At 57.7% G+C, this 23,278-nt stretch carries 17 protein-coding genes, 1 tRNA gene and 3 rRNA genes; 15 read left to right on the top strand and 6 right to left on the bottom strand.

The genetic code is table 11. The annotated features are described in order from the left end of the window. Positions 1-111: 111 nt before the first annotated feature. Complete coding sequence (gene asnA / locus EGY12_RS07315) at positions 112-1,104, top strand: aspartate--ammonia ligase (RefSeq protein WP_049207099.1); 993 nt, start codon at positions 112-114, stop codon at positions 1,102-1,104. A gap of 6 nt (positions 1,105-1,110) precedes the next feature. Here the strand turns inward: asnA and viaA are convergent, their stop codons facing one another. Next, complete coding sequence (gene viaA, locus EGY12_RS07310; RefSeq protein ID WP_123893010.1) at positions 1,111-2,574, bottom strand: ATPase RavA stimulator ViaA; 1,464 nt, start codon at positions 2,572-2,574, stop codon at positions 1,111-1,113. 2 nt (positions 2,575-2,576) lie between these two features. Continuing rightward, positions 2,577-4,085, bottom strand: a complete 1,509-nt coding sequence (gene ravA / locus EGY12_RS07305) for an ATPase RavA (RefSeq protein WP_123893009.1) — start codon at positions 4,083-4,085, stop codon at positions 2,577-2,579. A 283-nt stretch (positions 4,086-4,368) separates the two neighbouring features. Between ravA and kup the strand changes: the two genes are divergently transcribed. The 7 genes from kup (at position 4,369) to rbsR (ending at position 12,221) form a co-directional block, all read left to right on the top strand. Further along, entirely contained in the window at positions 4,369-6,237 is a 1,869-nt protein-coding gene (gene kup, locus EGY12_RS07300; RefSeq protein WP_123893008.1) for a low affinity potassium transporter Kup, read from the top strand. A 171-nt stretch (positions 6,238-6,408) separates the two neighbouring features. After that, positions 6,409-6,828, top strand: coding sequence for a D-ribose pyranase (gene rbsD, locus EGY12_RS07295; protein WP_123893007.1), 420 nt, complete (start codon positions 6,409-6,411; stop codon positions 6,826-6,828). Between the two features lie 7 nt (positions 6,829-6,835). Then, positions 6,836-8,341, top strand: coding sequence for a ribose ABC transporter ATP-binding protein RbsA (gene rbsA / locus EGY12_RS07290; protein ID WP_123893006.1), 1,506 nt, complete (start codon positions 6,836-6,838; stop codon positions 8,339-8,341). A gap of 6 nt (positions 8,342-8,347) precedes the next feature. Next, positions 8,348-9,316 carry a ribose ABC transporter permease gene (gene rbsC / locus EGY12_RS07285; RefSeq protein WP_019455467.1) on the top strand — a complete coding sequence of 323 codons (969 nt, stop codon included), beginning with the start codon at positions 8,348-8,350 and terminating at the stop codon, positions 9,314-9,316. Between the two features lie 24 nt (positions 9,317-9,340). Beyond that, positions 9,341-10,228, top strand: a complete 888-nt coding sequence (gene rbsB, locus EGY12_RS07280) for a ribose ABC transporter substrate-binding protein RbsB (RefSeq protein ID WP_060453010.1) — start codon at positions 9,341-9,343, stop codon at positions 10,226-10,228. A 60-nt stretch (positions 10,229-10,288) separates the two neighbouring features. Beyond that, the gene (gene rbsK, locus EGY12_RS07275) at positions 10,289-11,215 is read left to right on the top strand and encodes a ribokinase (RefSeq protein ID WP_123893005.1); all 927 of its coding nucleotides are present in this window, start codon (positions 10,289-10,291) and stop codon (positions 11,213-11,215) included. A gap of 4 nt (positions 11,216-11,219) precedes the next feature. Beyond that, the gene (rbsR, locus tag EGY12_RS07270) at positions 11,220-12,221 is read left to right on the top strand and encodes a ribose operon transcriptional repressor RbsR (RefSeq protein WP_123893004.1); all 1,002 of its coding nucleotides are present in this window, start codon (positions 11,220-11,222) and stop codon (positions 12,219-12,221) included. Here the strand turns inward: rbsR and mdtD are convergent. Continuing rightward, a complete protein-coding gene (gene mdtD / locus EGY12_RS07265; protein ID WP_123893003.1) occupies positions 12,218-13,633 on the bottom strand; it encodes a multidrug transporter subunit MdtD in 1,416 nt (471 codons plus the stop codon). The genes rbsR and mdtD overlap by 4 nt on opposite strands. A gap of 67 nt (positions 13,634-13,700) precedes the next feature. Continuing rightward, a complete protein-coding gene (locus EGY12_RS07260) occupies positions 13,701-14,390 on the bottom strand; it encodes a FadR/GntR family transcriptional regulator (protein WP_123893002.1) in 690 nt (229 codons plus the stop codon). 482 nt (positions 14,391-14,872) lie between these two features. On the opposite strand from EGY12_RS07260, the gene EGY12_RS07255 reads away from it, so the two are divergent. From EGY12_RS07255 to rrf, 4 genes are all read left to right on the top strand, one after another. After that, a 16S ribosomal RNA gene (locus EGY12_RS07255) occupies positions 14,873-16,413 on the top strand. Positions 16,414-16,501: 88 nt separating this feature from the next. Then, positions 16,502-16,577 (top strand) — tRNA-Glu (locus tag EGY12_RS07250). A 239-nt stretch (positions 16,578-16,816) separates the two neighbouring features. Then, positions 16,817-19,721 (top strand): 23S ribosomal RNA (locus EGY12_RS07245). A gap of 106 nt (positions 19,722-19,827) precedes the next feature. Next, positions 19,828-19,943: ribosomal RNA gene (gene rrf / locus EGY12_RS07240) — 5S ribosomal RNA — on the top strand. The 16S, 23S and 5S rRNA genes sit together here with 1 tRNA gene alongside, the layout of an rRNA operon. Before the next feature lie 72 nt (positions 19,944-20,015). Here rrf and mobB read toward each other — a convergent pair. Next, positions 20,016-20,534, bottom strand: coding sequence for a molybdopterin-guanine dinucleotide biosynthesis protein MobB (gene mobB, locus EGY12_RS07235; protein ID WP_123893001.1), 519 nt, complete (start codon positions 20,532-20,534; stop codon positions 20,016-20,018). Beyond that, a complete protein-coding gene (gene mobA / locus EGY12_RS07230; RefSeq protein ID WP_123893000.1) occupies positions 20,531-21,121 on the bottom strand; it encodes a molybdenum cofactor guanylyltransferase MobA in 591 nt (196 codons plus the stop codon). The genes mobB and mobA overlap by 4 nt, the downstream gene beginning before the upstream one ends. A gap of 148 nt (positions 21,122-21,269) precedes the next feature. On the opposite strand from mobA, the gene EGY12_RS07225 reads away from it, so the two are divergent. From EGY12_RS07225 to dsbA, 3 genes are all read left to right on the top strand, one after another. Continuing rightward, positions 21,270-21,539: a YihD family protein gene (locus EGY12_RS07225; protein ID WP_004931268.1), complete on the top strand. Its 270-nt coding sequence runs from the start codon at positions 21,270-21,272 to the stop codon at positions 21,537-21,539. A 98-nt stretch (positions 21,540-21,637) separates the two neighbouring features. Continuing rightward, a complete protein-coding gene (locus tag EGY12_RS07220; RefSeq protein ID WP_123892999.1) occupies positions 21,638-22,624 on the top strand; it encodes a serine/threonine protein kinase in 987 nt (328 codons plus the stop codon). Between the two features lie 29 nt (positions 22,625-22,653). Beyond that, positions 22,654-23,277, top strand: coding sequence for a thiol:disulfide interchange protein DsbA (dsbA, locus tag EGY12_RS07215; RefSeq protein WP_004931264.1), 624 nt, complete (start codon positions 22,654-22,656; stop codon positions 23,275-23,277). Position 23,278 lies beyond the last annotated feature (1 nt).

The following is a 23,278-nucleotide window of genomic DNA, read 5'->3' as shown; positions in this document are numbered from 1 at the left end:
AAATGAACGATTAAAAGTTAAAAGGCAATATTGATTAGTGGATATTGAATTGGTGTGTCTTTTTGTTGCTTAATCGATGTCAACAGAGACAGGTTTACAAGAGATACGGCAATGAAAAAACAGTTTATCCAAAAACAACAACAAATCAGCCAGGTCAAATCCTTCTTCTCCCGCCAGTTGGAACAGCAGCTCGGTCTGATCGAAGTGCAGGCGCCGATCCTCAGCCGCCTGGGCGACGGCACGCAGGATAACCTTTCCGGCAGCGAGAAAGCGGTGCAGGTCAAAGTCAAAACCTTGCCGGACGCCACCTTCGAAGTGGTGCATTCACTGGCGAAATGGAAACGCAAAACCCTGGGCAGCTACGATTTCGGTGCCGGCGAAGGCCTGTACACCCATATGAAGGCGCTGCGCCCGGATGAAGATCGCCTGACGCCTATCCACTCGGTGTACGTCGATCAGTGGGACTGGGAGCGGGTGATGGGCGACGGTGAGCGTGGTCTGGACTACCTGAAAAGCACCGTGCGCAGCATTTACGCCGCCATCAAGGCGACGGAGGCGGAAGTCAGCCGCGAGCATGGCCTGACTCCGTTCCTGCCGGAGCAAATCCACTTCGTGCACAGCGAAACCCTGCTGCAGCGCTACCCTGATCTGGACGCCAAAGGGCGCGAGCGGGCGATCGCCAAAGAGCTGGGCGCGGTATTCCTGATCGGCATCGGCGGCAAGCTGTCGCACGGCAAATCGCACGATGTGCGGGCGCCGGATTATGATGACTGGACCACGCCGACGGCGGATGGCCTGGCGGGCCTCAACGGCGATATCGTGGTGTGGAACCCGGTGCTGCAGGACGCTTTCGAGCTGTCTTCCATGGGCATCCGCGTTGACGCCGCCGCGCTGAAACATCAGCTGGCGCTGACCGGTGACGAGGAGCGCATGAAGCTGGAATGGCACCAGTCGCTGTTGCGTGGCGATATGCCGCAGACCATCGGCGGCGGCATCGGCCAGTCGCGCTTGGTGATGCTGCTGTTGCAACTGTCGCATATCGGCCAGGTGCAGTGCGGCGTGTGGTCGCCGGAAGTGCGCGGGGCGGTCGAAGGCCTGCTCTAAACCCGCCTAGCGCCGCCAGCGGCGCATCAAACGGCTTTTCAGCCCGGTATCGAAGCGCCAGATATGATCGAAGATGCGCATGATGCCGGGTTTGCCGTAGGCGGACATCGCCACCGCATGGAAACGCTGCTGGTGGCTTTGTTGCTGTTGTTTCACCTTCTTTATTACCTCTTCCGGCAACCGCTGGGCGATAAAATCGGAAATGATCACCGCATCGGCGTCGAACCAGCCGCTGTCCGCCATTTTGGTGACGGTGGCATTCAGGCAAGCCGCCAGATCGGTGCCGCCGCGAAACTGCTGGCCGAGAAAGCGCACTGCCTGTTCGATGCCGCTGGCGGCGGTGAGTTCGTAATGCACGATCTGGTTGGCGAACAGCATGATGTAGCAGCGGCGGTTGTCCGCCAGCGCAATGCGCAGCAGCGCCAGGCAGAACGCCTTGGCGCACTGTTCGTTGAAGCCGCCCATCGATCCGGAGGTGTCCACGCAGACGATAAACGGCCCGCGCGGTTGTTGATCCTGTTGCTGGTGAGTGACCTGGCGGATCAGGATCTGTTCCTGCCAGACGTCGCCCTGCAGGCGGTAGCTCAGCAGCCGCTTTTCCAGCAGCCGGCGATAAAACTCGAACTCCAGCTCTTCAATCCCCAGCGTCGCCAGCTCCGGCGGCAGCAGGCGCAGGATGTCGTCGCTCTGATGAATGCCGCTCACTTCTTCCGGCAGCGTGGCCGGCACCTGTACCATGACCCTGAACGGTTCGGGCTGCGCGTCCTGTTGCTGCACCGCCTTGGCCTGATAGCTGCGGCCCAGCTGCTGCGCCAGCTTTTTCAGCTCCGGCTGCTGCTGTAAAAAGTTGCCGTATTCCACCAGCCGTTGGTAATCGCCGCGCTGCAGTTGGCCCTTGCTCATGTCCCACAGCCTGCCGGCGGCGGTGTCGTTTTCCGACAGCAGCGGCTCCAGCGCGCCGCTCAGCGCCAGGCGCTCCTGCAGTTCCGCCATCAACTGCTCGCGCTCTTGTTCCAGCAGCTGGTGGTGCAGCATGGTGGCCTGTAGCGTCAGGCTGATGCGCCAGCGCTGCAGGAACAGGGTTTGAAAGCTGTCGTCCAGCGGATGGTTGGGCAGATCGGCGGCGTCCACCAGCGCGCGCGCCTGTTCATAAAACGGCGAGACCAGCTGGCGCAGCAGCTCCATCGTGTCATTGAGGTTGTGATAGAACTGGGTGTTGTTCTCCAGTTGGCACTGTTGGTAGCGGTAAAATTCCTGCGCCAGCGCCGGCGGCACCATGGCTTCCTGCAGACGCTCCTTGAGCTGCAGTTTCCAACGTGGCAGATCGCGATCCAGCGCCCGGCGAATGGCCGGAAACTTTTTAAAGAACACCGACAGCTGCGGCGCCGCCAGCATGCCGACGATCATTTCCTCGATCATCTCGCCTTCGGTGATCGCCAGCAGCAGATCGAGCGTCTCCAGGCTGAGCATGGTTACTGGCCGCGCATTTGCTGCAGTTGCTGTTTAACCTGCTCTGCCACCTGCAGCAGACTGGCTTCGATCTTGGCCAAGCCGGCGGCGGGGGTGAACAGACAGGGCTGATGCTGACTGAAGGCGCGGCGCTGTTCCGCCAGGCGCTGGGCCAACGCGTCCATCTCATCCAGCAGCGCCTGCGGCGTGGCGGTGGCCTGTTTGCCCGGCAGCGCCAGCAGCGAAGGCTGGCGGCTGACGTCCAGCACCGTCAGGTGCAGTTGGTCGTCGACATCCAAATCGATCGGCTGTGCGAAGCCGATGCCGTTCAGTTTGGCGCGCACGTCGCCGCCTTTTTGCAGCCAGTTATCCAGCACGCTGCTTTCGATGCTCAGGTGGTTGACCTGAATGTCATGCAGCTGCAGCGGTTTTTGCAACAGCAGGGTGAGAGGGCCGGCGGCGAACGGCGTGGCCGGCGCGTATTGCGGTTTGCGGCTGAACATGCCGCCCTTTTTCACCAGGCTGATGGCTTGCCGATCGCTTTGCTGTTGCTGATCCTGCAGCCAGCGGGTATGGATTTGTTGCAGCTGGATCAGCATCGACTGCTGCTGATAGGCCGATTCGGTCAGCAGCTGGTCGATCTGCTGTTGCAGCAGCTTCAGCGAGGTGAGATCGTGCCACAGGCAGTCTTTCAGCAGCATCAGATCGAGCGGAGCGATGGCGTCGCGCCCGCTGAAGAAAGCGCAGGCCTGCAGCAGGCGCAGGGCTTTCTTCCAGCGCCGATCGGAGACGTACGGCGCCTGTTCCAGCGCGTCCAGCCGCTGGCGCAGCTGGAAAATCAGCTCAAAGCAGGCTTCCGGCAGCGCCACCTTGTCGATCTGCGGTTGCCACTGCAGAAACTCTTCGTCGCTGACGCTCAGCGCCGCCGGCACCGGGTTTTGGCTCTCGTTCTGGCGGTTGACCAGCAGCGCGCGGAAATTCTGTTTATCCTGCACCTTGTCCAGCCACAGGCGGATCAGCATGCGGTCATATAAGGCTTCGAGGCTGTTGTCCGCTTCGGGCAGTTCGTTGGAGGCGGTGACCAGCAGGCGCAGCGGGATCGGTTCTTCGCTGTTGCCGTTGCGAAAGCGCCGTTCGTTGATCGCCGTCAGCAGGGTGTTAAGGATCGCCGGGCCGGCCTTCCAGATTTCGTCCAGAAACACGATCTCCGCTTCCGGCAGGTAGCCGGCGGTCAGGCGCTGATAGCGCCCTTCATCTTTCAGCGCCTGAATAGAGAGCGGGCCGAAGACCTCTTCCGGCGTGGAAAATCGCGTCATCAGGTATTCAAAGGAGCGGGCATTGCGGAAGGCAAACTTCAGCCGGCGCGCGATCAGGCTCTTGGCGATGCCGGGCGGGCCGAGCAGGAATACGCTTTCGCCGCTCAGCGCCGCCAGCAGGCACAGGCGGATCGCTTCTTGCCGCTCATAAAGACCGCTCTCCAGCGCGCTGCTGAGGCGGGAAATTCGTTCTGCCAGAAGGGATGATGGCGTCATATAATTGTCGCATTGTCCGAGAGTTAGCCAATCTTGGTCGATAATCCGATGATAAACCACCATTATTTTTAGTGGTATAGCTTATTGATTAGTAATATTTTTCTAAGCTGTGTCGGATATCCGGTTCACATTTTGTTTATTTTTCGGCTCTGATATAAGGGTAGGCAAGCCGTATAAATGGTGCATACTGTGCGGCTTTCTGGTGGGCGTGACGGATCTTTGAGCCCGTATTTTGCCTGATGCGGATGCATCGCTAACGGATGTTCTGATAAAGAAACGAATTATGAGCGCAGAGCATAAGCAGTCCTTATCGGCGGTAACCCTGGCGGCCATCGGCGTGGTCTACGGTGATATCGGCACCAGCCCTCTCTATACGCTGAGAGAGTGTTTCTCCGGCCATTACGGCTTCGATGTTCGTCCAGACGTGGTTTTCGGCTTCCTGTCGCTGATTTTCTGGATGCTGATCGTGATCGTTTCCCTCAAATATCTCACCTATGTGATGCGTGCGGACAACGCCGGCGAGGGCGGTATTTTGACGCTGATGTCGCTGGCCGGGCGCAACACCTCGGCACGCACCACCGCGGTGCTGGTGATACTGGGCCTGATCGGCGGCAGCTTCTTCTATGGAGAGGTGGTGATCACCCCAGCTATCTCGGTGATGTCGGCGATAGAGGGGCTGGAAATCGCCGCGCCTGCGCTTGATGCCTATATCGTGCCGCTCTCCATTCTGGTGCTGACGCTGCTGTTCGCCATTCAAAAGCACGGCACCGGCAGCGTCGGCAAGCTGTTCGCTCCGGTGATGCTGCTGTGGTTCATCGTGTTGGCGGTGCTGGGCGCGCGCAGCATCATTTCGAACCCAGAAGTGCTGCAGGCGCTGAACCCCAAATGGGCGCTCAACTTCTTCATTGAATATAAGAAGGTGTCGTTCTTCGCGCTGGGTGCGGTGGTGTTGTCGATCACCGGCGTCGAGGCGCTGTATGCCGATATGGGGCACTTCGGCAAGTTCCCGATTCGCCTGGCCTGGTTCACCGTGGTGCTGCCTTCACTGGTGCTCAACTACTTCGGCCAGGGCGCACTGCTGCTGAAAAACCCTGAGGCGATCAAGAACCCGTTCTTCCTGCTGGCACCCGACTGGGCGCTGATCCCGCTGCTGATTCTGGCGACCCTGGCAACGGTTATTGCCTCACAGGCGGTAATTTCCGGCGTCTTCTCGCTGACCCGCCAGGCGGTGCGTCTGGGCTATCTGTCGCCGATGCGCATCATTCACACCTCGGAAATGGAATCTGGCCAGATCTATATTCCGGTGATCAACTGGACGCTGTACATCTCGGTGGTGTTGGTGATTATTGGCTTCGAACACTCCAGCAACCTGGCGGCGGCGTACGGCATTGCCGTCACCGGCACCATGGTGCTGACCAGTATTCTGGTCACCTCGGTGGCGATCAACAACTGGCACTGGAATCGCTTCCTGGCGATCGGCATCGTGACTATCTTGCTGATCATTGATGTGCCGATGTTCTCCGCCAACGCCCTGAAGCTGTTCTCCGGCGGTTGGTTGCCGCTGACCCTGGCGCTGGTGATGTTCCTCATTATGACCACCTGGAAGAGCGAGCGCTTCCGCCTGCTGCGCCGCCTGCATGAACACGGCAACTCGCTGGAGGCAATGATTGCCTCGCTGGAGAAATCGCCGCCGGTGCGGGTGCCGGGAACCGCGGTGTTCATGTCGCGCGCCACCAACGTCATTCCTTTTGCGCTGTTGCATAACTTGAAGCACAACAAGGTGCTGCATGAGCGGGTGGTGCTGCTGACGCTGCGCACCGAAGATGCGCCTTACGTGCACAATGTGCGCCGGGTGACCATCGAACAGCTGTCGCCGACCTTCTGGCGGGTGGTGGCCAGCTACGGCTGGCGTGAAACGCCGAACGTCGAGGAGGTGTTCCACCGCTGCGGGTTGGAAGGCTTGCCGTGCCGCATGTCGGAGACCTCGTTCTTCATGTCCCATGAATCGCTGATCCTCACCAAGCGGCCGTGGTACCTCTACCTGCGCGGTAAACTGTTCGTCGCCCTGAGCCGCAATGCGCTGCGCGCGCCGGATCAGTTTGAGATCCCGCCGAACCGGGTCATCGAGCTCGGTACGCAGGTCGAGATCTAACCCGCCTGATAAGGGGCTCAGCATAGCTGAGCCCCTTTTGTTTGTGCATTGTCCGGGTGTGAACGAAACGTTTCGATAGCGATCACACTTCTGCATTGTCCCGGTTGCCTTCCCCTGCCGTTTTTTTAAACTCCCTCAGAGAGCGAAACGTTTCGCTAGCGGAGTGAGAAGATGAAAAAAGGCGTATTACTGAATTCCGACGTGTCTGCCGTGATTGCCCGGCTGGGGCATACCGACCAGCTCACCCTGTGCGACGCGGGCCTGCCGATACCGGCGGAAACGCAGCGCATCGATCTGGCGCTGACGCAGGGCGTGCCGACCTTCATGCAGGTGTTCGCGGCGGTCACGCAAGAGATGCAGGTAGAAAGCGCCATCCTGGCGGAAGAGATCGTGAAACAGAATCCGTCGCTCCACGAGGCACTGTTGGCAGAACTGAGCGCACTGGGCCAACGCCAGGGCAATACCATCGGTGTGCGTTATATCAGCCATCAGGCGTTTAAAGCGCAAACCGAGCACAGCCGGGCGGTGATCCGCAGCGGGGAGTGTTCGCCTTACGCGAACGTGATCCTGTGCGCCGGCGTAACTTTCTGAGGCGCGTATGCAACCTTTACTGCAACTGAAAGGGATTGATAAAGCCTTTCCCGGCGTGAAGGCGCTTTCCGGCGCCGCCCTCAGCGTCTATCCCGGCAAGGTGATGGCGCTGGTGGGGGAAAACGGCGCCGGGAAGTCCACCATGATGAAAGTGCTGACCGGCATCTACCAGAAAGACGCCGGCAGCCAGTATTTTCTCGGTAAAGAGGTGGCGTTCAACGGGCCTAAGGACTCGCAGGAAGCGGGCATCGGCATTATCCATCAGGAGCTGAACCTGATCCCGCAGCTGACGATTGCGGAAAACATCTTCCTCGGCCGCGAGTTCGTCAACCGTTTCGGCCGCATTGATTGGAAGCGCATGTACGCCGAGGCCGATCGCTTGCTGGCGCGTCTCAACCTGCGTTACAGCAGCCACCGGCTGGTGGGCGAACTGTCGATCGGCGATCAGCAGATGGTGGAGATCGCCAAGGTGCTGAGCTTCGAATCGAAAGTGATCATCATGGACGAACCGACCGATGCGCTGACCGACACCGAAACTGCCTCGCTGTTCAAGGTGATCAACGAGCTGAAGGCCGAAGGGCGCGGCATCGTTTATATCTCGCACCGCCTGAAAGAAATTTTTGAAATCTGCGACGACGTGACCGTATTTCGCGACGGGCAGTTTATCGCCGAGCGGCCGGTGAGCGAGCTGCAGGAAGATTCGCTGATTGAGATGATGGTCGGCCGCAAGCTGGAAGAGCAGTACCCGCGCCTTGATTTGCCGCGCGGGGAAAAGCGGCTGGAAGTCAGCCACCTTTCCGGCCCCGGCGTTGAAGACGTCAGCTTTACGCTGTACCGCGGCGAGATCCTCGGCGTGGCAGGGCTGATGGGCGCCGGGCGTACCGAATTGATGAAGATTCTGTACGGCGCCGCCCCGCGCAAGGCCGGCACCGTCAGCCTGGACGGCCGCGACGTGGTCACCCCTTCGCCGCAGGACGGGTTGGCGAACGGCATCGTCTATATCTCGGAAGACCGCAAGCGCGACGGCCTGGTGCTGGGCATGTCGGTGAAGGAAAACATGTCGCTGACCGCACTGCGCTACTTCAGCCGCGCCGACGGCAGCCTGAAACAGGCCGACGAGCGACAGGCGGTGGGGGATTTTATCCGCTTGTTCAATATTAAAACGCCATCGATGGAGCAGCCGATAGGCCTGCTTTCCGGCGGCAATCAGCAAAAAGTGGCGATCGCCCGCGGCCTGATGACCCGGCCGAAGGTGCTGATCCTCGATGAGCCGACGCGCGGCGTCGACGTCGGCGCCAAAAAAGAGATCTATCAGTTAATCAACCAGTTCAAGCAGGAAGGGCTGAGCATCATTCTGGTGTCTTCGGAAATGCCGGAGGTGATGGGCATGAGCGATCGCATTCTGGTGATGCACGAAGGGCATCTCAGCGGCGAGTTCCCGATTGAACAGGCCACCCAGGAAGCGTTGATGGCGGCAGCCGTCGGCAAGCAATACGGCGTAAAGCAGGAGTAATCAGATATGAGTTCCCAGACTATCGCAGCTAAGCGCTGGTTCAGTAAAGAGTGGCTGTTAGAGCAGAAATCGTTGATTGCGCTGCTGGTGCTGATCGCCGTGGTCTCTTCCATGAGCCCGAACTTCTTCACCCTGAACAACCTGTTCAATATTCTGCAGCAGACCTCGGTGAACGCCATCATGGCAGTGGGGATGACGCTGGTGATCCTCACGTCCGGCATCGATCTGTCGGTGGGATCGCTGCTGGCGCTGACCGGCGCGGTGGCGGCGTCGATCGTCGGCTTTGAGGTCAATGCGCTGGTGGCGGTGGCGGCGGCATTGGCGCTGGGCGCCGCGGTTGGCGCCTGTACCGGGGTGATCGTCGCCAAAGGCAAAGTGCAGGCCTTTATCGCCACGCTGGTGATGATGCTGCTGCTGCGTGGCGTCACCATGGTGTACACCAACGGCAGCCCGGTCAACACCGGTTTCACCGACGTGGCCGACACCTTCGGCTGGTTCGGCATCGGCCGCCCGCTGGGCGTGCCAACGCCGATCTGGATCATGGCGATCGTGTTCATCGCTGCCTGGTATATGCTGCATCATACGCGCCTGGGCCGCTATATTTATGCCCTGGGCGGCAATGAAGCGGCGACCCGTCTGTCCGGCATCAGCGTCGATAAAGTGAAGATTATCGTTTACTCGCTGTGCGGCCTGCTGGCGGCGCTGGCCGGGGTGATCGAGGTGGCGCGCCTGTCGTCGGCGCAGCCGACCGCCGGCACCGGCTATGAGCTGGACGCCATCGCCGCTGTGGTGCTGGGCGGCACCAGCCTGGCCGGCGGCAAGGGCCGCATCGTCGGCACGTTGATCGGGGCGCTGATCCTCGGCTTCCTGAACAACGGCCTGAATTTATTGGGTGTTTCTTCCTACTACCAAATGATCGTGAAGGCAGTGGTGATACTGCTGGCGGTTCTGGTAGATAACAAAAGCAACAAGTAACCTCCCCCTACAGGAATCACGATGATGAAAATGAAAAAACTGGCAACCTTAGCTTCCGCCATCGCGCTGAGCGCCACCCTGAGCGCCAATGCCATGGCCAAAGACACCATCGCGCTGGTGGTGTCCACCCTCAATAACCCGTTCTTCGTCTCGATGAAGGACGGCGCGCAGCAAGAGGCCAACAAGCTGGGCTACAACCTGGTGGTGCTGGATTCCCAGAACAACCCGGCGAAAGAGCTGGCCAACGTGCAGGATCTGATGGTGCGAGCGCCCAAGCTGCTGCTGATCAACCCGACCGACTCCGACGCGGTGGGCAATGCCATCAAGATGGCCAACCAGGCTAAGATCCCGGTCATCACGCTGGATCGCGTGGCGAGCAAGGGTGACGTAGTGAGCCACATCGCTTCGGACAACCGCGTGGGCGGCAAAATGGCCGGCGACTTCATCGCCAAGAAAGTGGGCGCCGATGCCAAGGTGATTCAGCTGGAAGGCATCGCCGGCACCTCCGCCGCGCGTGAACGCGGTGAAGGCTTCAAACAGTCGTTGGATCAGAATAAATTCAAACTGTTGGCCAGCCAGCCGGCCGATTTCGATCGCACCAAGGGTCTGAACGTGATGCAGAACCTGCTGACCGCGCACCCGGATGTGCAGGCGGTGTTCGCCCAGAACGATGAAATGGCGCTGGGTGCGCTGCGCGCGCTGCAAACCGCCGGTAAAACCGACGTGATCGTGGTAGGCTTCGACGGCACCGCAGACGGCGTGAAAGCGGTCGAAGGCGGCAAGCTGGCGGCAACCGTGGCGCAGCGTCCCGATCAGATCGGCGTGATCGGTGTGGAAACCGCCGATAAAGTGCTGAAAGGCGAAAAAGTGCCGGCGACCATCCCGGTCGATTTGAAACTGGTTACTAAGTAAGTCATACCAGCGCCATCGGAACGGGCGTTTACGATGGCGCGCAATTCAGGAATCAATGCGATGGAAACAGGTAAGCTGGTGGTTCTTGGCAGCATCAATGCCGACCATATCCTCAATATTGAACAGTTCCCCCACCCGGGCGAAACGGTGATCGGGAAACAATATAAGGTGGCGTTCGGCGGCAAGGGCGCGAATCAGGCGGTGGCGGCCGGGCGCAGCGGGGCGGATATCGCCTTTATCGCCTGCGTGGGCGCCGACGACATCGGTGAACGTGTCCGCCGGCAGCTGGCGAACGATCGCATTGATACCCAACCGATTGAAGCCATCGCCGACAGCACCACCGGTGTGGCGCTGATCTTCGTCAACGCCGAAGGCGAGAATGTGATCGGCATCGATGCCGGCGCCAACGCCGCGGTGACGCCGGATTACCTGGCGCGCTACCAACAAAAAGTGATCGATGCCGATGCCCTGCTGATGCAGCTGGAGTCGCCGCTGGAGACGGTGATCGCCGCCGCCCGCCTGGCGAAGCAGCATCACACGCAGGTGATCCTTAATCCGGCCCCGGCGCGTGAGCTGCCGGACGAGCTGCTGGGCATGATCGATATGATCACCCCGAATGAAACCGAAGCCCAGCGCCTGACCGGCATCGCCGTGGACAACGACGCCGATGCGGCGCGCGCGGCGCAGGCGCTGCATGACAAGGGCATCGCGACGGTGATCATCACCCTCGGCAGCCGCGGCGTGTGGCTGAGCGAAAACGGCAACGGCAAACTGGTGCCCGGCTTCAAGGTGCAAGCGGTGGATACCATCGCCGCCGGCGATACCTTTAATGGTGCGCTGGTGACCGCCCTGTTGGAAGGCAAGAACATGGCCGACGCGGTGCGTTTTGCCCATGCGGCGGCGGCGATCGCCGTGACCCGCCCAGGCGCGCAGCCTTCGGTGCCGTGGCGTGAAGAGATCGACGCCTTCTTGCTGCAGCAGGGGTAATCTTTTGGCCACCATGAAAGATGTCGCCCGCCTGGCGGGTGTTTCAACCTCTACCGTTTCGCATGTGGTCAACAACAATCGCTTTGTCAGCGACAGTGTGCGCGACAAGGTCATGGCGGCCGTGGAACAGCTGAACTATGCGCCTTCCGCGCTGGCGCGCAGCCTGAAACTCAATCAGACGCGCACCATCGGCATGCTGGTGACCGCCAGCAACAACCCGTTTTATGCTGAAGTGGTGCGCGGCGTGGAGCGCAGCTGCTATGAACGCGGCTACAGCCTGATCCTGTGCAACACGGAAGAAGACGCCGCGCGCATGAACCGCAGCATGGAGACGCTGCTGCAAAAGCGCGTCGATGGTTTGCTGCTGATGTGCACCGAAAACCACCGGCCATCGCAAGATGCCTTGAGCCGCTACCCGTCACTGCCGATCGTGATGATGGACTGGGCGCCGTTCGAGGGCGCCAACGACATTATTCAGGATAACTCGCTGCTGGGTGGCGAGATGGCGACCGATCATCTGATCGCCCGCGGCTACCGCAAGATCGCCTGCATCGCCGGCCCGCAGGATAAAACCACCGCCCGTCACCGGCTGGAAGGCTATCGCAACGCGATGCGGCGCGCCGGATTGCTGGTTCCGTCAGGGTATGAAGTGCATTGCGATTTTGAGTTTGAGGGCGGTGTGAACGCCATGCACCAACTGCTGGCGCTGGACGAGCCGCCGCATGCGGTGTTCGCCGGTAACGACGCGGTGGCGGTGGGCGTTTATCAGGCTCTATATCAGGCCGGGCTTTCCGTGCCGCAGGATATGGCGGTGATGGGTTACGATGACATTGAGCTGGCCCGTTATCTGGCGCCGCCGCTGAGCACCATTCATCAGCCGAAGGATTCGTTGGGCGAACTGGCGATCGATGCGCTGATCAACCGCCTGCAAAACCCGGAGCGCGCACCCCAGGTGCTGGTGCTGACGCCCGAGCTGGTGGAGCGCGCCTCGGTGGGCCGCCGTTAACTCGCCGCTTTCGCTTCTTTCTTGCTTTCCTGGCCGCTAATCAAATTGCGGCCATCTTTCCTTCTCAGCAACATAAATACCAGCGCCGACGCCACGGTGACGATCCCCATCGTGATAAAGGTGTAATGGAAGTGGTCGATCATGGTGCCTAACGACAGAGATTCGTAAAAACGCAGTACCGCCGCGCTGATCGCCACGCCGAAGCTGATGGACAGCTGCTGAGTGACTGCAAGGACGCTGTTGCCGGCGCTGGCGTTGGCGTCGTTCAAATCCGCCAGGCTGATGGTGTTCATGGCGGTGAACTGGGTGGACATCGCCATGCCCAGCACGAACAGCGGCAGGATCATCAGCCACAGTGGCATGCCCGGGCTTTGTAGGGAGAACTGGGCGATCAGCACCCCGATGATAACGGTGATGCCGACCAGTGTTTTACGGTAGCCGAACCAGCGCAGCACTTGAGTCACTGTGGATTTCGCCATCAGCGAGCCGATGGCGGTTGGCGCCATCATGCAACCGGCGACGATCGCCGTATAGCCGAATCCCACCTGCAACATGAGCGGCATTAAAAACGGCACGCAGCCGGTGCCCAGCCTGGAAGCGACGTTGCCGGCGATGCCGACCGAGAAGGTGCGGGTTTTGAACAGGTCGAGACCGATCAGCGGCTGAGGGTGACGGCGTGCGTGCGCGATGTAGCCGAACAGCATCACAAAGCCGCTAAGCAGAATACCCAGCGAAACATAGCTCGCCAGTACCCGCTCGCCAAACAGCTCCAGCCCGGTAGAGATCAGCACCAGGCTCAGGCCGAACAGCATAAAGCCAAGGAGATCGAAGCGGCGCTTGGGCGTGGTGAAATCCGGCATGTATTTGCGCGCATAGAAGATGCCGAGCAGGCCGATAGGGATATTGATCAGGAAAATCCAGTGCCAGGTGGCGTAAGTTACCAGCCAGCCGCCCAGCAGCGGCCCCAGAATCGGCCCGACCAGACCGGGCATGGTGACGAAGTTCAGCACTGGCAGCAGTTCGCTGCGCGGGTAGGCGCGCAGCAGCGCCAACCGCGCGACCGGCATCATCATCGCGCCGCCGATGCCTTGCAGCACGCGAGAAGCAACCAGCACGCTCAACGTAGGGGACAGGGCGCACAGCAGCGAGCCGAGGGTGAATAACGTGACGGCGAAGATGAACACGCGGCGGGTGCCGAAGCGGTCCGCCAGCCAGCCGCTGACCGGGATCAGCATCGCCACCGTCAGCGTATAGCTGATGACGGCCGATTGCATCGCCAGCGGCGAACGCCCCAGGCTTTCGGCGATCGCCGGCAGCGCGGTGTTGAGGATGGTGGCGTCCAGCGCCTGCATAAAGAACGCCATTGCGGCGATCCACGGTAGTCCTGCCATACTGCGCGCGGATTGGGTCATGGTCGGTCCTGGTTAAATGGTCGTCTGTCCCTCGTCTCTTTCTTCTATATATAAGCGGGGAGCGTGTCTAGTCTTTCTCTTTCAGCAGCACCTGGCAGGCGACGAGCGCGCCGGCGCTGTCTCCGGCGAGTATCGCATCGACGATAGCCTGATGATGGCGCAGCTTGATCACTTCATTGCCGGTGATGGCGCGGAAGTAGCTTTGGTACACCGAACTGAACAGGTTGGCGAACGAGGTCAGGAACGGGTTGCCGCTGGCCTCGTAGATGAGCTGGTGGAATTGGGTATCGACCAGGATCCAGCGCTCGCGATCAAACTGGGTATGCAGTGCGCGCATTTCCGCCATCAGCTCCGCCAGCAGCTTGGTTTGCTGCGGGCTGGCGTGGTTTGCCGCCAACGCGCAGGCCTGCGGCTCCAGCGAAGTGCGCAGGATAAGGAAGTGTTGCATCACCTGATCGAAGTTTTCCCGCGTCATCCACCAGGTCAGTAAATCCTGGTCGAGAAAATTCCATTGGCTTTGCGGCATCACGCGGGTGCCGATGCGCGGGCGCGGCAACAACATGCCTTTGGCGGCTAACATCTTTACCGCTTCGCGTACAGCGGTGCGGCTGACGCCGAATTGCTCGCCCAGTTCCATTTCACCGGGCAGGATGCTGCCGGCCTGATAATCGCCCGCCAGAATTTGTTGGCCGAGTTTCTCTGCAAGCAGATAAGAAAGATTACGTTGGGCGGCCTGTTGTTGTGCATTTAGCGGCATGGCTGCGGGTCCTTACTGACATCGTTATTTCTATTTTACTCCAGTGATCGCCAGCTTTTATGGCTGTTTGCCGGAAAAAGTGACATAAATTCGCCGCTTTTTCGCCCTTTTGCTGAAAAAATCCGCGCTTGAAAAGTTTTTTGCATTTAGGGGTTGCGGCCCGCCGAGAACTCCCTATAATGCGCCTCCACTGACCGGGAACAACGACTGACAAGCCGCCGGGTCAGCGAGAGGAAAGCGAAATAATCGCTTGACTCTCCGGGTGAAAAGCGTAATATACGCCACCTCGAGTTAGCAAGCGAAAGCGCCTAACTCACTGCTCTTTAACAATTTATCAGACAATCTGTGTGGGCACTCCACAAGACGATATCCAGCATCTTCGGATGCAAAAAATATCAAGTCTTGAAGAGTGACTAACTGAAGTAAAATTCATGCAGTAAATCTTTGAGCATCGCTTCTCGAGTGGAAGCAAATCAAGCTTTTAATTGAAGAGTTTGATCATGGCTCAGATTGAACGCTGGCGGCAGGCTTAACACATGCAAGTCGAGCGGTAGCACAGGGGAGCTTGCTCCCTGGGTGACGAGCGGCGGACGGGTGAGTAATGTCTGGGAAACTGCCTGATGGAGGGGGATAACTACTGGAAACGGTAGCTAATACCGCATAACGTCGCAAGACCAAAGAGGGGGACCTTCGGGCCTCTTGCCATCAGATGTGCCCAGATGGGATTAGCTAGTAGGTGGGGTAATGGCTCACCTAGGCGACGATCCCTAGCTGGTCTGAGAGGATGACCAGCCACACTGGAACTGAGACACGGTCCAGACTCCTACGGGAGGCAGCAGTGGGGAATATTGCACAATGGGCGCAAGCCTGATGCAGCCATGCCGCGTGTGTGAAGAAGGCCTTCGGGTTGTAAAGCACTTTCAGCGAGGAGGAAGGTGGTGAACTTAATACGTTCATCAATTGACGTTACTCGCAGAAGAAGCACCGGCTAACTCCGTGCCAGCAGCCGCGGTAATACGGAGGGTGCAAGCGTTAATCGGAATTACTGGGCGTAAAGCGCACGCAGGCGGTTTGTTAAGTCAGATGTGAAATCCCCGGGCTCAACCTGGGAACTGCATTTGAAACTGGCAAGCTAGAGTCTCGTAGAGGGGGTAGAATTCCAGGTGTAGCGGTGAAATGCGTAGAGATCTGGAGGAATACCGGTGGCGAAGGCGGCCCCCTGGACGAAGACTGACGCTCAGGTGCGAAAGCGTGGGGAGCAAACAGGATTAGATACCCTGGTAGTCCACGCTGTAAACGATGTCGATTTGGAGGTTGTGCCCTTGAGGCGTGGCTTCCGGAGCTAACGCGTTAAATCGACCGCCTGGGGAGTACGGCCGCAAGGTTAAAACTCAAATGAATTGACGGGGGCCCGCACAAGCGGTGGAGCATGTGGTTTAATTCGATGCAACGCGAAGAACCTTACCTACTCTTGACATCCAGAGAACTTTCCAGAGATGGATTGGTGCCTTCGGGAACTCTGAGACAGGTGCTGCATGGCTGTCGTCAGCTCGTGTTGTGAAATGTTGGGTTAAGTCCCGCAACGAGCGCAACCCTTATCCTTTGTTGCCAGCGGTTCGGCCGGGAACTCAAAGGAGACTGCCAGTGATAAACTGGAGGAAGGTGGGGATGACGTCAAGTCATCATGGCCCTTACGAGTAGGGCTACACACGTGCTACAATGGCATATACAAAGAGAAGCGACCTCGCGAGAGCAAGCGGACCTCATAAAGTATGTCGTAGTCCGGATTGGAGTCTGCAACTCGACTCCATGAAGTCGGAATCGCTAGTAATCGTAGATCAGAATGCTACGGTGAATACGTTCCCGGGCCTTGTACACACCGCCCGTCACACCATGGGAGTGGGTTGCAAAAGAAGTAGGTAGCTTAACCTTCGGGAGGGCGCTTACCACTTTGTGATTCATGACTGGGGTGAAGTCGTAACAAGGTAACCGTAGGGGAACCTGCGGTTGGATCACCTCCTTACCTAAAGATATTAGTTCGAGTGGCGTGCTCACACAGATTGTCTGATGAAAAAGTAACGAGCAAAAGCGTCATAAAAGTACGGTGTCGTGTCCCCTTCGTCTAGAGGCCTAGGACACCGCCCTTTCACGGCGGTAACAGGGGTTCGAATCCCCTAGGGGACGCCAAGCTTCCGACCCACCCGGTGAAAGCGGCGGTCCTCAGTATCTGACGATACACCATATCTTAAAGATGACTTTCGAGTCATGTTTAAGATATTGCTCTTTAACAATCTGGAACAAGCTGAAAATTGAAACATGACGGCTGAAATTTGTCCCTCCGTAGATGTACTGGGATAAAGAGTAACCTGTCATAGAGTCTCTCAAATGTTTGCAGCGCGAACGATGGAAACATCTTCGGGTTGTGAGGTTAAGTGACTAAGCGTACACGGTGGATGCCTAGGCAGTCAGAGGCGATGAAGGGCGTGCTAATCTGCGAGAAGCGTCGGTAAGGTGATATGAACCGTTATAACCGGCGATACCCGAATGGGGAAACCCAGTGTGTTTCGACACACTATCATGTCATGAATACATAGTGGCATGAGGCGAACCGGGGGAACTGAAACATCTAAGTACCCCGAGGAAAAGAAATCAACCGAGATTCCCCCAGTAGCGGCGAGCGAACGGGGAGGAGCCCAGAACCTGAATCGGCTTGTGTGTTAGTGGAAGCGTCTGGAAAGTCGCGCAGCAAAGGGTGATAGCCCCGTACACTAAAATGCACAGGTCGTGAGTTCGATGAGTAGGGCGGGACACGTGACATCCTGTCTGAATATGGGGGACCATCCTCCAAGGCTAAATACTCCTGACTGACCGATAGTGAACCAGTACCGTGAGGGAAAGGCGAAAAGAACCCCGGCGAGGGGAGTGAAATAGAACCTGAAACCGTGTACGTACAAGCAGTGGGAGCACCTTCGTGGTGTGACTGCGTACCTTTTGTATAATGGGTCAGCGACTTATATTTTGTAGCAAGGTTAACCGTATAGGGGAGCCGTAGGGAAACCGAGTCTTAACTGGGCGATTAGTTGCAAGGTATAGACCCGAAACCCGGTGATCTAGCCATGGGCAGGTTGAAGGTTGGGTAACACTAACTGGAGGACCGAACCGACTAATGTTGAAAAATTAGCGGATGACTTGTGGCTGGGGGTGAAAGGCCAATCAAACCGGGAGATAGCTGGTTCTCCCCGAAAGCTATTTAGGTAGCGCCTCGTGAACTCATCTTCGGGGGTAGAGCACTGTTTCGGCTAGGGGCCATCCCGGCTTACCAAACCGATGCAAACTCCGAATACCGAAGAATGTTATCACGGGAGACACACGGCGGGTGCTAACGTCCGTCGTGAAGAGGGAAACAACCCAGACCGCCAGCTAAGGTCCCAAAGTCATGGTTAAGTGGGAAACGATGTGGGAAGGCATAGACAGCCAGGATGTTGGCTTAGAAGCAGCCATCATTTAAAGAAAGCGTAATAGCTCACTGGTCGAGTCGGCCTGCGCGGAAGATGTAACGGGGCTAAACCATGCACCGAAGCTGCGGCAGCGACGCTTAGCGTTGTTGGGTAGGGGAGCGTTCTGTAAGCCGTTGAAGGTGGCCTGTGAGGGTTGCTGGAGGTATCAGAAGTGCGAATGCTGACATAAGTAACGATAAAGCGGGTGAAAAGCCCGCTCGCCGGAAGACCAAGGGTTCCTGTCCAACGTTAATCGGGGCAGGGTGAGTCGACCCCTAAGGCGAGGCTGAAAAGCGTAGTCGATGGGAAACAGGTTAATATTCCTGTACTTGGTGTTACTGCGAAGGGGGGACGGAGAAGGCTAGGCTAGCCGGGCGACGGTTGTCCCGGTTTAAGCGTGTAGGGGGTGTGACCTGGTAAATCCGGTTGCATATCAACCCTGAGGCGTGATGACGATGCACTACGGTGCAGAAGTAGTTGATGCCCTGCTTCCAGGAAAATCCTCTAAGCTCCAGGTAACATTGAATCGTACCCCAAACCGACACAGGTGGTCAGGTAGAGAATACCAAGGCGCTTGAGAGAACTCGGGTGAAGGAACTAGGCAAAATGGTGCCGTAACTTCGGGAGAAGGCACGCTGGCATGTAGGTGAAGTCCCTTGCGGATGGAGCTGAAGCCAGTCGAAGATACCAGCTGGCTGCAACTGTTTAATAAAAACACAGCACTGTGCAAACACGAAAGTGGACGTATACGGTGTGACGCCTGCCCGGTGCTGGAAGGTTAATTGATGGGGTCAGCCGCAAGGCGAAGCTCTTGATCGAAGCCCCAGTAAACGGCGGCCGTAACTATAACGGTCCTAAGGTAGCGAAATTCCTTGTCGGGTAAGTTCCGACCTGCACGAATGGCGTAATGATGGCCAGGCTGTCTCCACCCGAGACTCAGTGAAATTGAACTCGCTGTGAAGATGCAGTGTACCCGCGGCAAGACGGAAAGACCCCGTGAACCTTTACTATAGCTTGACACTGAACATTGAGCCTTGATGTGTAGGATAGGTGGGAGGCTTTGAAGCGTGGACGCCAGTCTGCGTGGAGCCATCCTTGAAATACCACCCTTTAATGTTTGATGTTCTAACTCGGCCCCATAATCTGGGGTGAGGACAGTGTCTGGTGGGTAGTTTGACTGGGGCGGTCTCCTCCCAAAGAGTAACGGAGGAGCACGAAGGTTAGCTAATCACGGTCGGACATCGTGAGGTTAGTGCAAAGGCATAAGCTAGCTTGACTGCGAGAGTGACGGCTCGAGCAGGTACGAAAGTAGGTCTTAGTGATCCGGTGGTTCTGAATGGAAGGGCCATCGCTCAACGGATAAAAGGTACTCCGGGGATAACAGGCTGATACCGCCCAAGAGTTCATATCGACGGCGGTGTTTGGCACCTCGATGTCGGCTCATCACATCCTGGGGCTGAAGTAGGTCCCAAGGGTATGGCTGTTCGCCATTTAAAGTGGTACGCGAGCTGGGTTTAGAACGTCGTGAGACAGTTCGGTCCCTATCTGCCGTGGGCGTTGGAAGATTGAGAGGGGTTGCTCCTAGTACGAGAGGACCGGAGTGAACGCACCACTGGTGTTCGGGTTGTCATGCCAATGGCATTGCCCGGTAGCTAAGTGCGGAAAAGATAAGCGCTGAAAGCATCTAAGCGCGAAACTTGCCTCAAGATGAGTCTTCCCTGGGCCTTTAAGGCCCCTGAAGGAACGTTTAAGACTAAGACGTTGATAGGCTGGGTGTGTAAGTGCAGCGATGCATTGAGCTAACCAGTACTAATGATCCGTGAGGCTTAACCTTACAACACCGAAGGTGTTTTGGTGAGACCAGGACAATATTCAGCTTGTTTACAGATTGGTTCTGATGGCGACACGAAAGTGACGCGGTTGGAATGAAACAGAATTTGCCTGGCGGCAATAGCGCGGTGGTCCCACCTGACCCCATGCCGAACTCAGAAGTGAAACGCCGTAGCGCCGATGGTAGTGTGGGGTCTCCCCATGCGAGAGTAGGACACTGCCAGGCATCAAATAAAGCCGAAAGCCCTGAACTGACGTTCAGGGCTTTTTGCTGTGCGTAAAACGCAAAAAAGCGCAGCTACGCTGCGCCTTTCAACCATTCGACAATAAAGTCAGCGATGCTTTCCGGTTGATTGAGATCCAACTGCTTAGCCACGATGGATAGCGGTCGGTCACTGGCTACCGCTACGACAAACTGATCCAGCATGTCTTCCAAGGGTCTGCCGATCTCAGCCCGATAAAGCAGGATCTTGCTGACCGGCTCATGTTTGAACCCTTCCACCAGAATCAAATCGACCTTATCGGCATCAAAACGTTCTGCCAGGTAGCGTAGATCCAAAGGTTGTTGCTCCGGTGTCTCGGTCATCAATGCCCAACGACGATCGCTGGCGACCAGCGTTTGGTCGGCCCCCGCTTTGCGCAGCTCATAGCTGTCTTTACCCGGCGTATCCACATCCATGTCATGATGCGTATGCTTTATCAGCCCAACCCGTACCTGGCGCTGTTTCAGCATAGGGATCAACTGCTTGAGCAGGGTGGTTTTTCCCGTTCCGCTGTAGGCACCGATGGCCAGTAAGGGGGGCAATGAACGATTCATTTTTTAAGCTCTCGTGCTTGCTGCCAGCGTCGGCAGTCTTCCGGCGTATTCAGGTTATCAAATGCCGCTTGTTGCCCGTTGAACACCACGCGTTGTGCGTTAATCTGATGCAAGAACAGCATCAGTTTGCGTTCACCACGCGCCAGATAGTCAGCCAACTGTGGCGCTATTTGGGTGTGCAACAACGCCAACGTAGGGTGATCCCGTTCGCCATCGCTGGCAAAGGCGGCTGGCGCTGCGCCTTTTTGCCGCCAGAGTTGCGCGACTAAGTCGGCGGGAAAGTCGGGGACGTCACAAGGGACGAAGGCCACCCACTCACTGGGAGATTGCTTGAGCCCGGCGAGCATTCCGGCCAATGGCCCGGCGAAATCGGGCGTCAGATCGCCAATCACCGGCAAACCGCTCGCTTGGTAGCGTGCCTGATTGCGGTTGGCGCTGATGGCGACGGAAGCCACCTGCGGCCGTAGCCGAGCCAGAACATGCTGATAGAGTGCGGTACCGCCAATCAACACCAGGCCTTTGTCTTCACCGCCCATACGCGTGGCTTGCCCGCCGGCCAAAATTACGCCGCTGATTTCTTTATGCATCTTGTTTATTCCGCCTTGTCGATGCGCTGATTGTAGCGCTAAAGCTGGTGTGACATCAGGATTTACCTTTATTGACAAGCCGGTTCTTTCACTGTGTGGGTAAGCCTGTTACTTTGTGAGTTTATTCATGCTATTGGACGATATTGAGATGAAAACGCATCGCGTAAACGAGTTGATCGAGCTGTTGCACCCGGCCTGGCAGGAAGATCCCGATCTCAATTTGATGCAGTTTTTGCAAAAGCTGGCGAAGGAAGCGGGGTTTCAGGGCGAATTGTCCGAACTGAGTGACGACATTCTTATTTACCACCTGAAAATGCGCGGCAGCGCAGGCACAGATCAGATCCCTGGCCTGAAGAAAGATTACGAAGAAGATTTTAAAACGGCGCTGTTGCGCGCTCGCGGCGTTATCAAGGACTGATCCTCGTGCGGTGCGAGAAAGCTTAGCTCGTGAAATGCGCCATTAATGCTACTATTTCTCATTCCCGGCACCGTGCTGTCAGCGATCAAACGAACGTTATGAATAACTCTGCTTTTAATTTCGAAACTCTGTCGCCCGATGTGATTATGGACGCGCTAGAAGGGGTTGGCCTGCGCGTCGACTCCGGTCTGACGGCGTTGAACAGCTACGAGAACCGCGTCTATCAGTTTATGGACGAAGATCGCCGGCGCTACGTGGTGAAGTTTTACCGCCCGGAGCGCTGGAGCGCCGCGCAGATTGGTGAGGAGCACCAGTTCGCTCTGGATCTGGCGAATGCGGAGATCCCGGCGGTGGCGCCGCTGGCGTTGCAAGGTGCTACGCTGCATACGCACGGTGGTTTCTTCTTTACCCTGTTCCCCAGCGTGGGTGGACGGCAGTACGAAATAGACAACCTGGATCAGTTGGAATGGGTGGGCCGTTTCCTGGGGCGCATCCATCAGGTCGGCGGTGAGCGTTTGTTCGCCGAGCGGCCGACGATGGGGGTTGAAGAGTATCTCACCGCTCCACGTCAGGTGCTGGCCAGTTGCGAGCTATTGCCGGCAGCGCAGCGTGATGCGTTTTTGCAGGCGACGGATAACCTGATCGCGGCGATCCAGCCGCACTGGCATCTGAACTGGCAGCCGCGCCGTTTGCACGGTGATTGCCATCCGGGCAATATTCTGTGGCGCGACGGCCCGCTGTTCGTCGATCTTGATGACGCGCGTAATGGCCCGGCGGTGCAGGATCTATGGATGCTACTGCATGGCGAACGGCGCGATCAATTGATGCAGCTGGACGTCTTGCTGGAAGCGTACGGCGAATTTGCCGAGTTCGACCAACGAGAGCTGGAGTTGATCGAGCCGCTGCGGGCGATGCGCATGGTGTATTACCTGGCTTGGGTCGCCCGCCGTTGGCAGGATCCGGCCTTTCCTAAGAGTTTTCCGTGGATGGCGGAGTCTGATTTCTGGTTGTCTCAGACTGCGGCCTTCACCGAACAGGTTAAGCTGTTGCAGGAGCCTCCTCTGCAGCTGACGCCAATGTATTGAAGCTTTAACACAATGGAGAGTTTAGTCTTATGAAAAAAATATGGTTGGCGCTCGTTGGCATGGTGATGGCATTCAGTGCCTCGGCTGCACAGTTTAGCGATGGCGCTCAATACGTGACCCTGGACAAGCCGGTGACCGGCGAGCCGCAGGTGCTGGAGTTCTTCTCCTTCTACTGCCCGCACTGCTATCAGTTCGAGCAGGTCTATCACGTGTCCGAGAACGTGAAGAAGGCGCTGCCTGCCGGCACCAAAATGACCAAGTACCACGTTGAGTTCCTGGGGCCGCTGGGCAAACAGCTGACTCAGGCCTGGGCGGTGGCGATGGCGCTGGGCGTGGAAGATAAGGTGAGCCCGCTGATGTTTGAAGCGGTGCAAAAAACCCAGACCGTGCAAACGCCGGACGATATCCGTAATGTCTTCGTGAAAGCGGGCGTGACCGCCGCAGATTATGATGCGGCCTGGAACAGCTTCGTGGTGAAATCTCTGGTGGTTCAACAGGAGAAGGCGGCGGAAGATCTGCAGCTGCGCGGTGTGCCGGCGGTATTCGTCAACGGCAAATACATGGTGAAAAACGATGGCCTGGATACCAGCTCGATGGACGCTTACGTGAAGCAGTTCGCCGACGTGGTTAAATTCCTCAGCCAACAGAAATAAG

The sequence above is a fragment of the Serratia sp. FDAARGOS_506 genome, assembly GCF_003812745.1.
GTDB lineage: Bacteria > Pseudomonadota > Gammaproteobacteria > Enterobacterales > Enterobacteriaceae > Serratia.
Note: the sequence above shows the minus strand (reverse complement) of the source record. Positions and strands in the feature narration are given on the sequence as shown.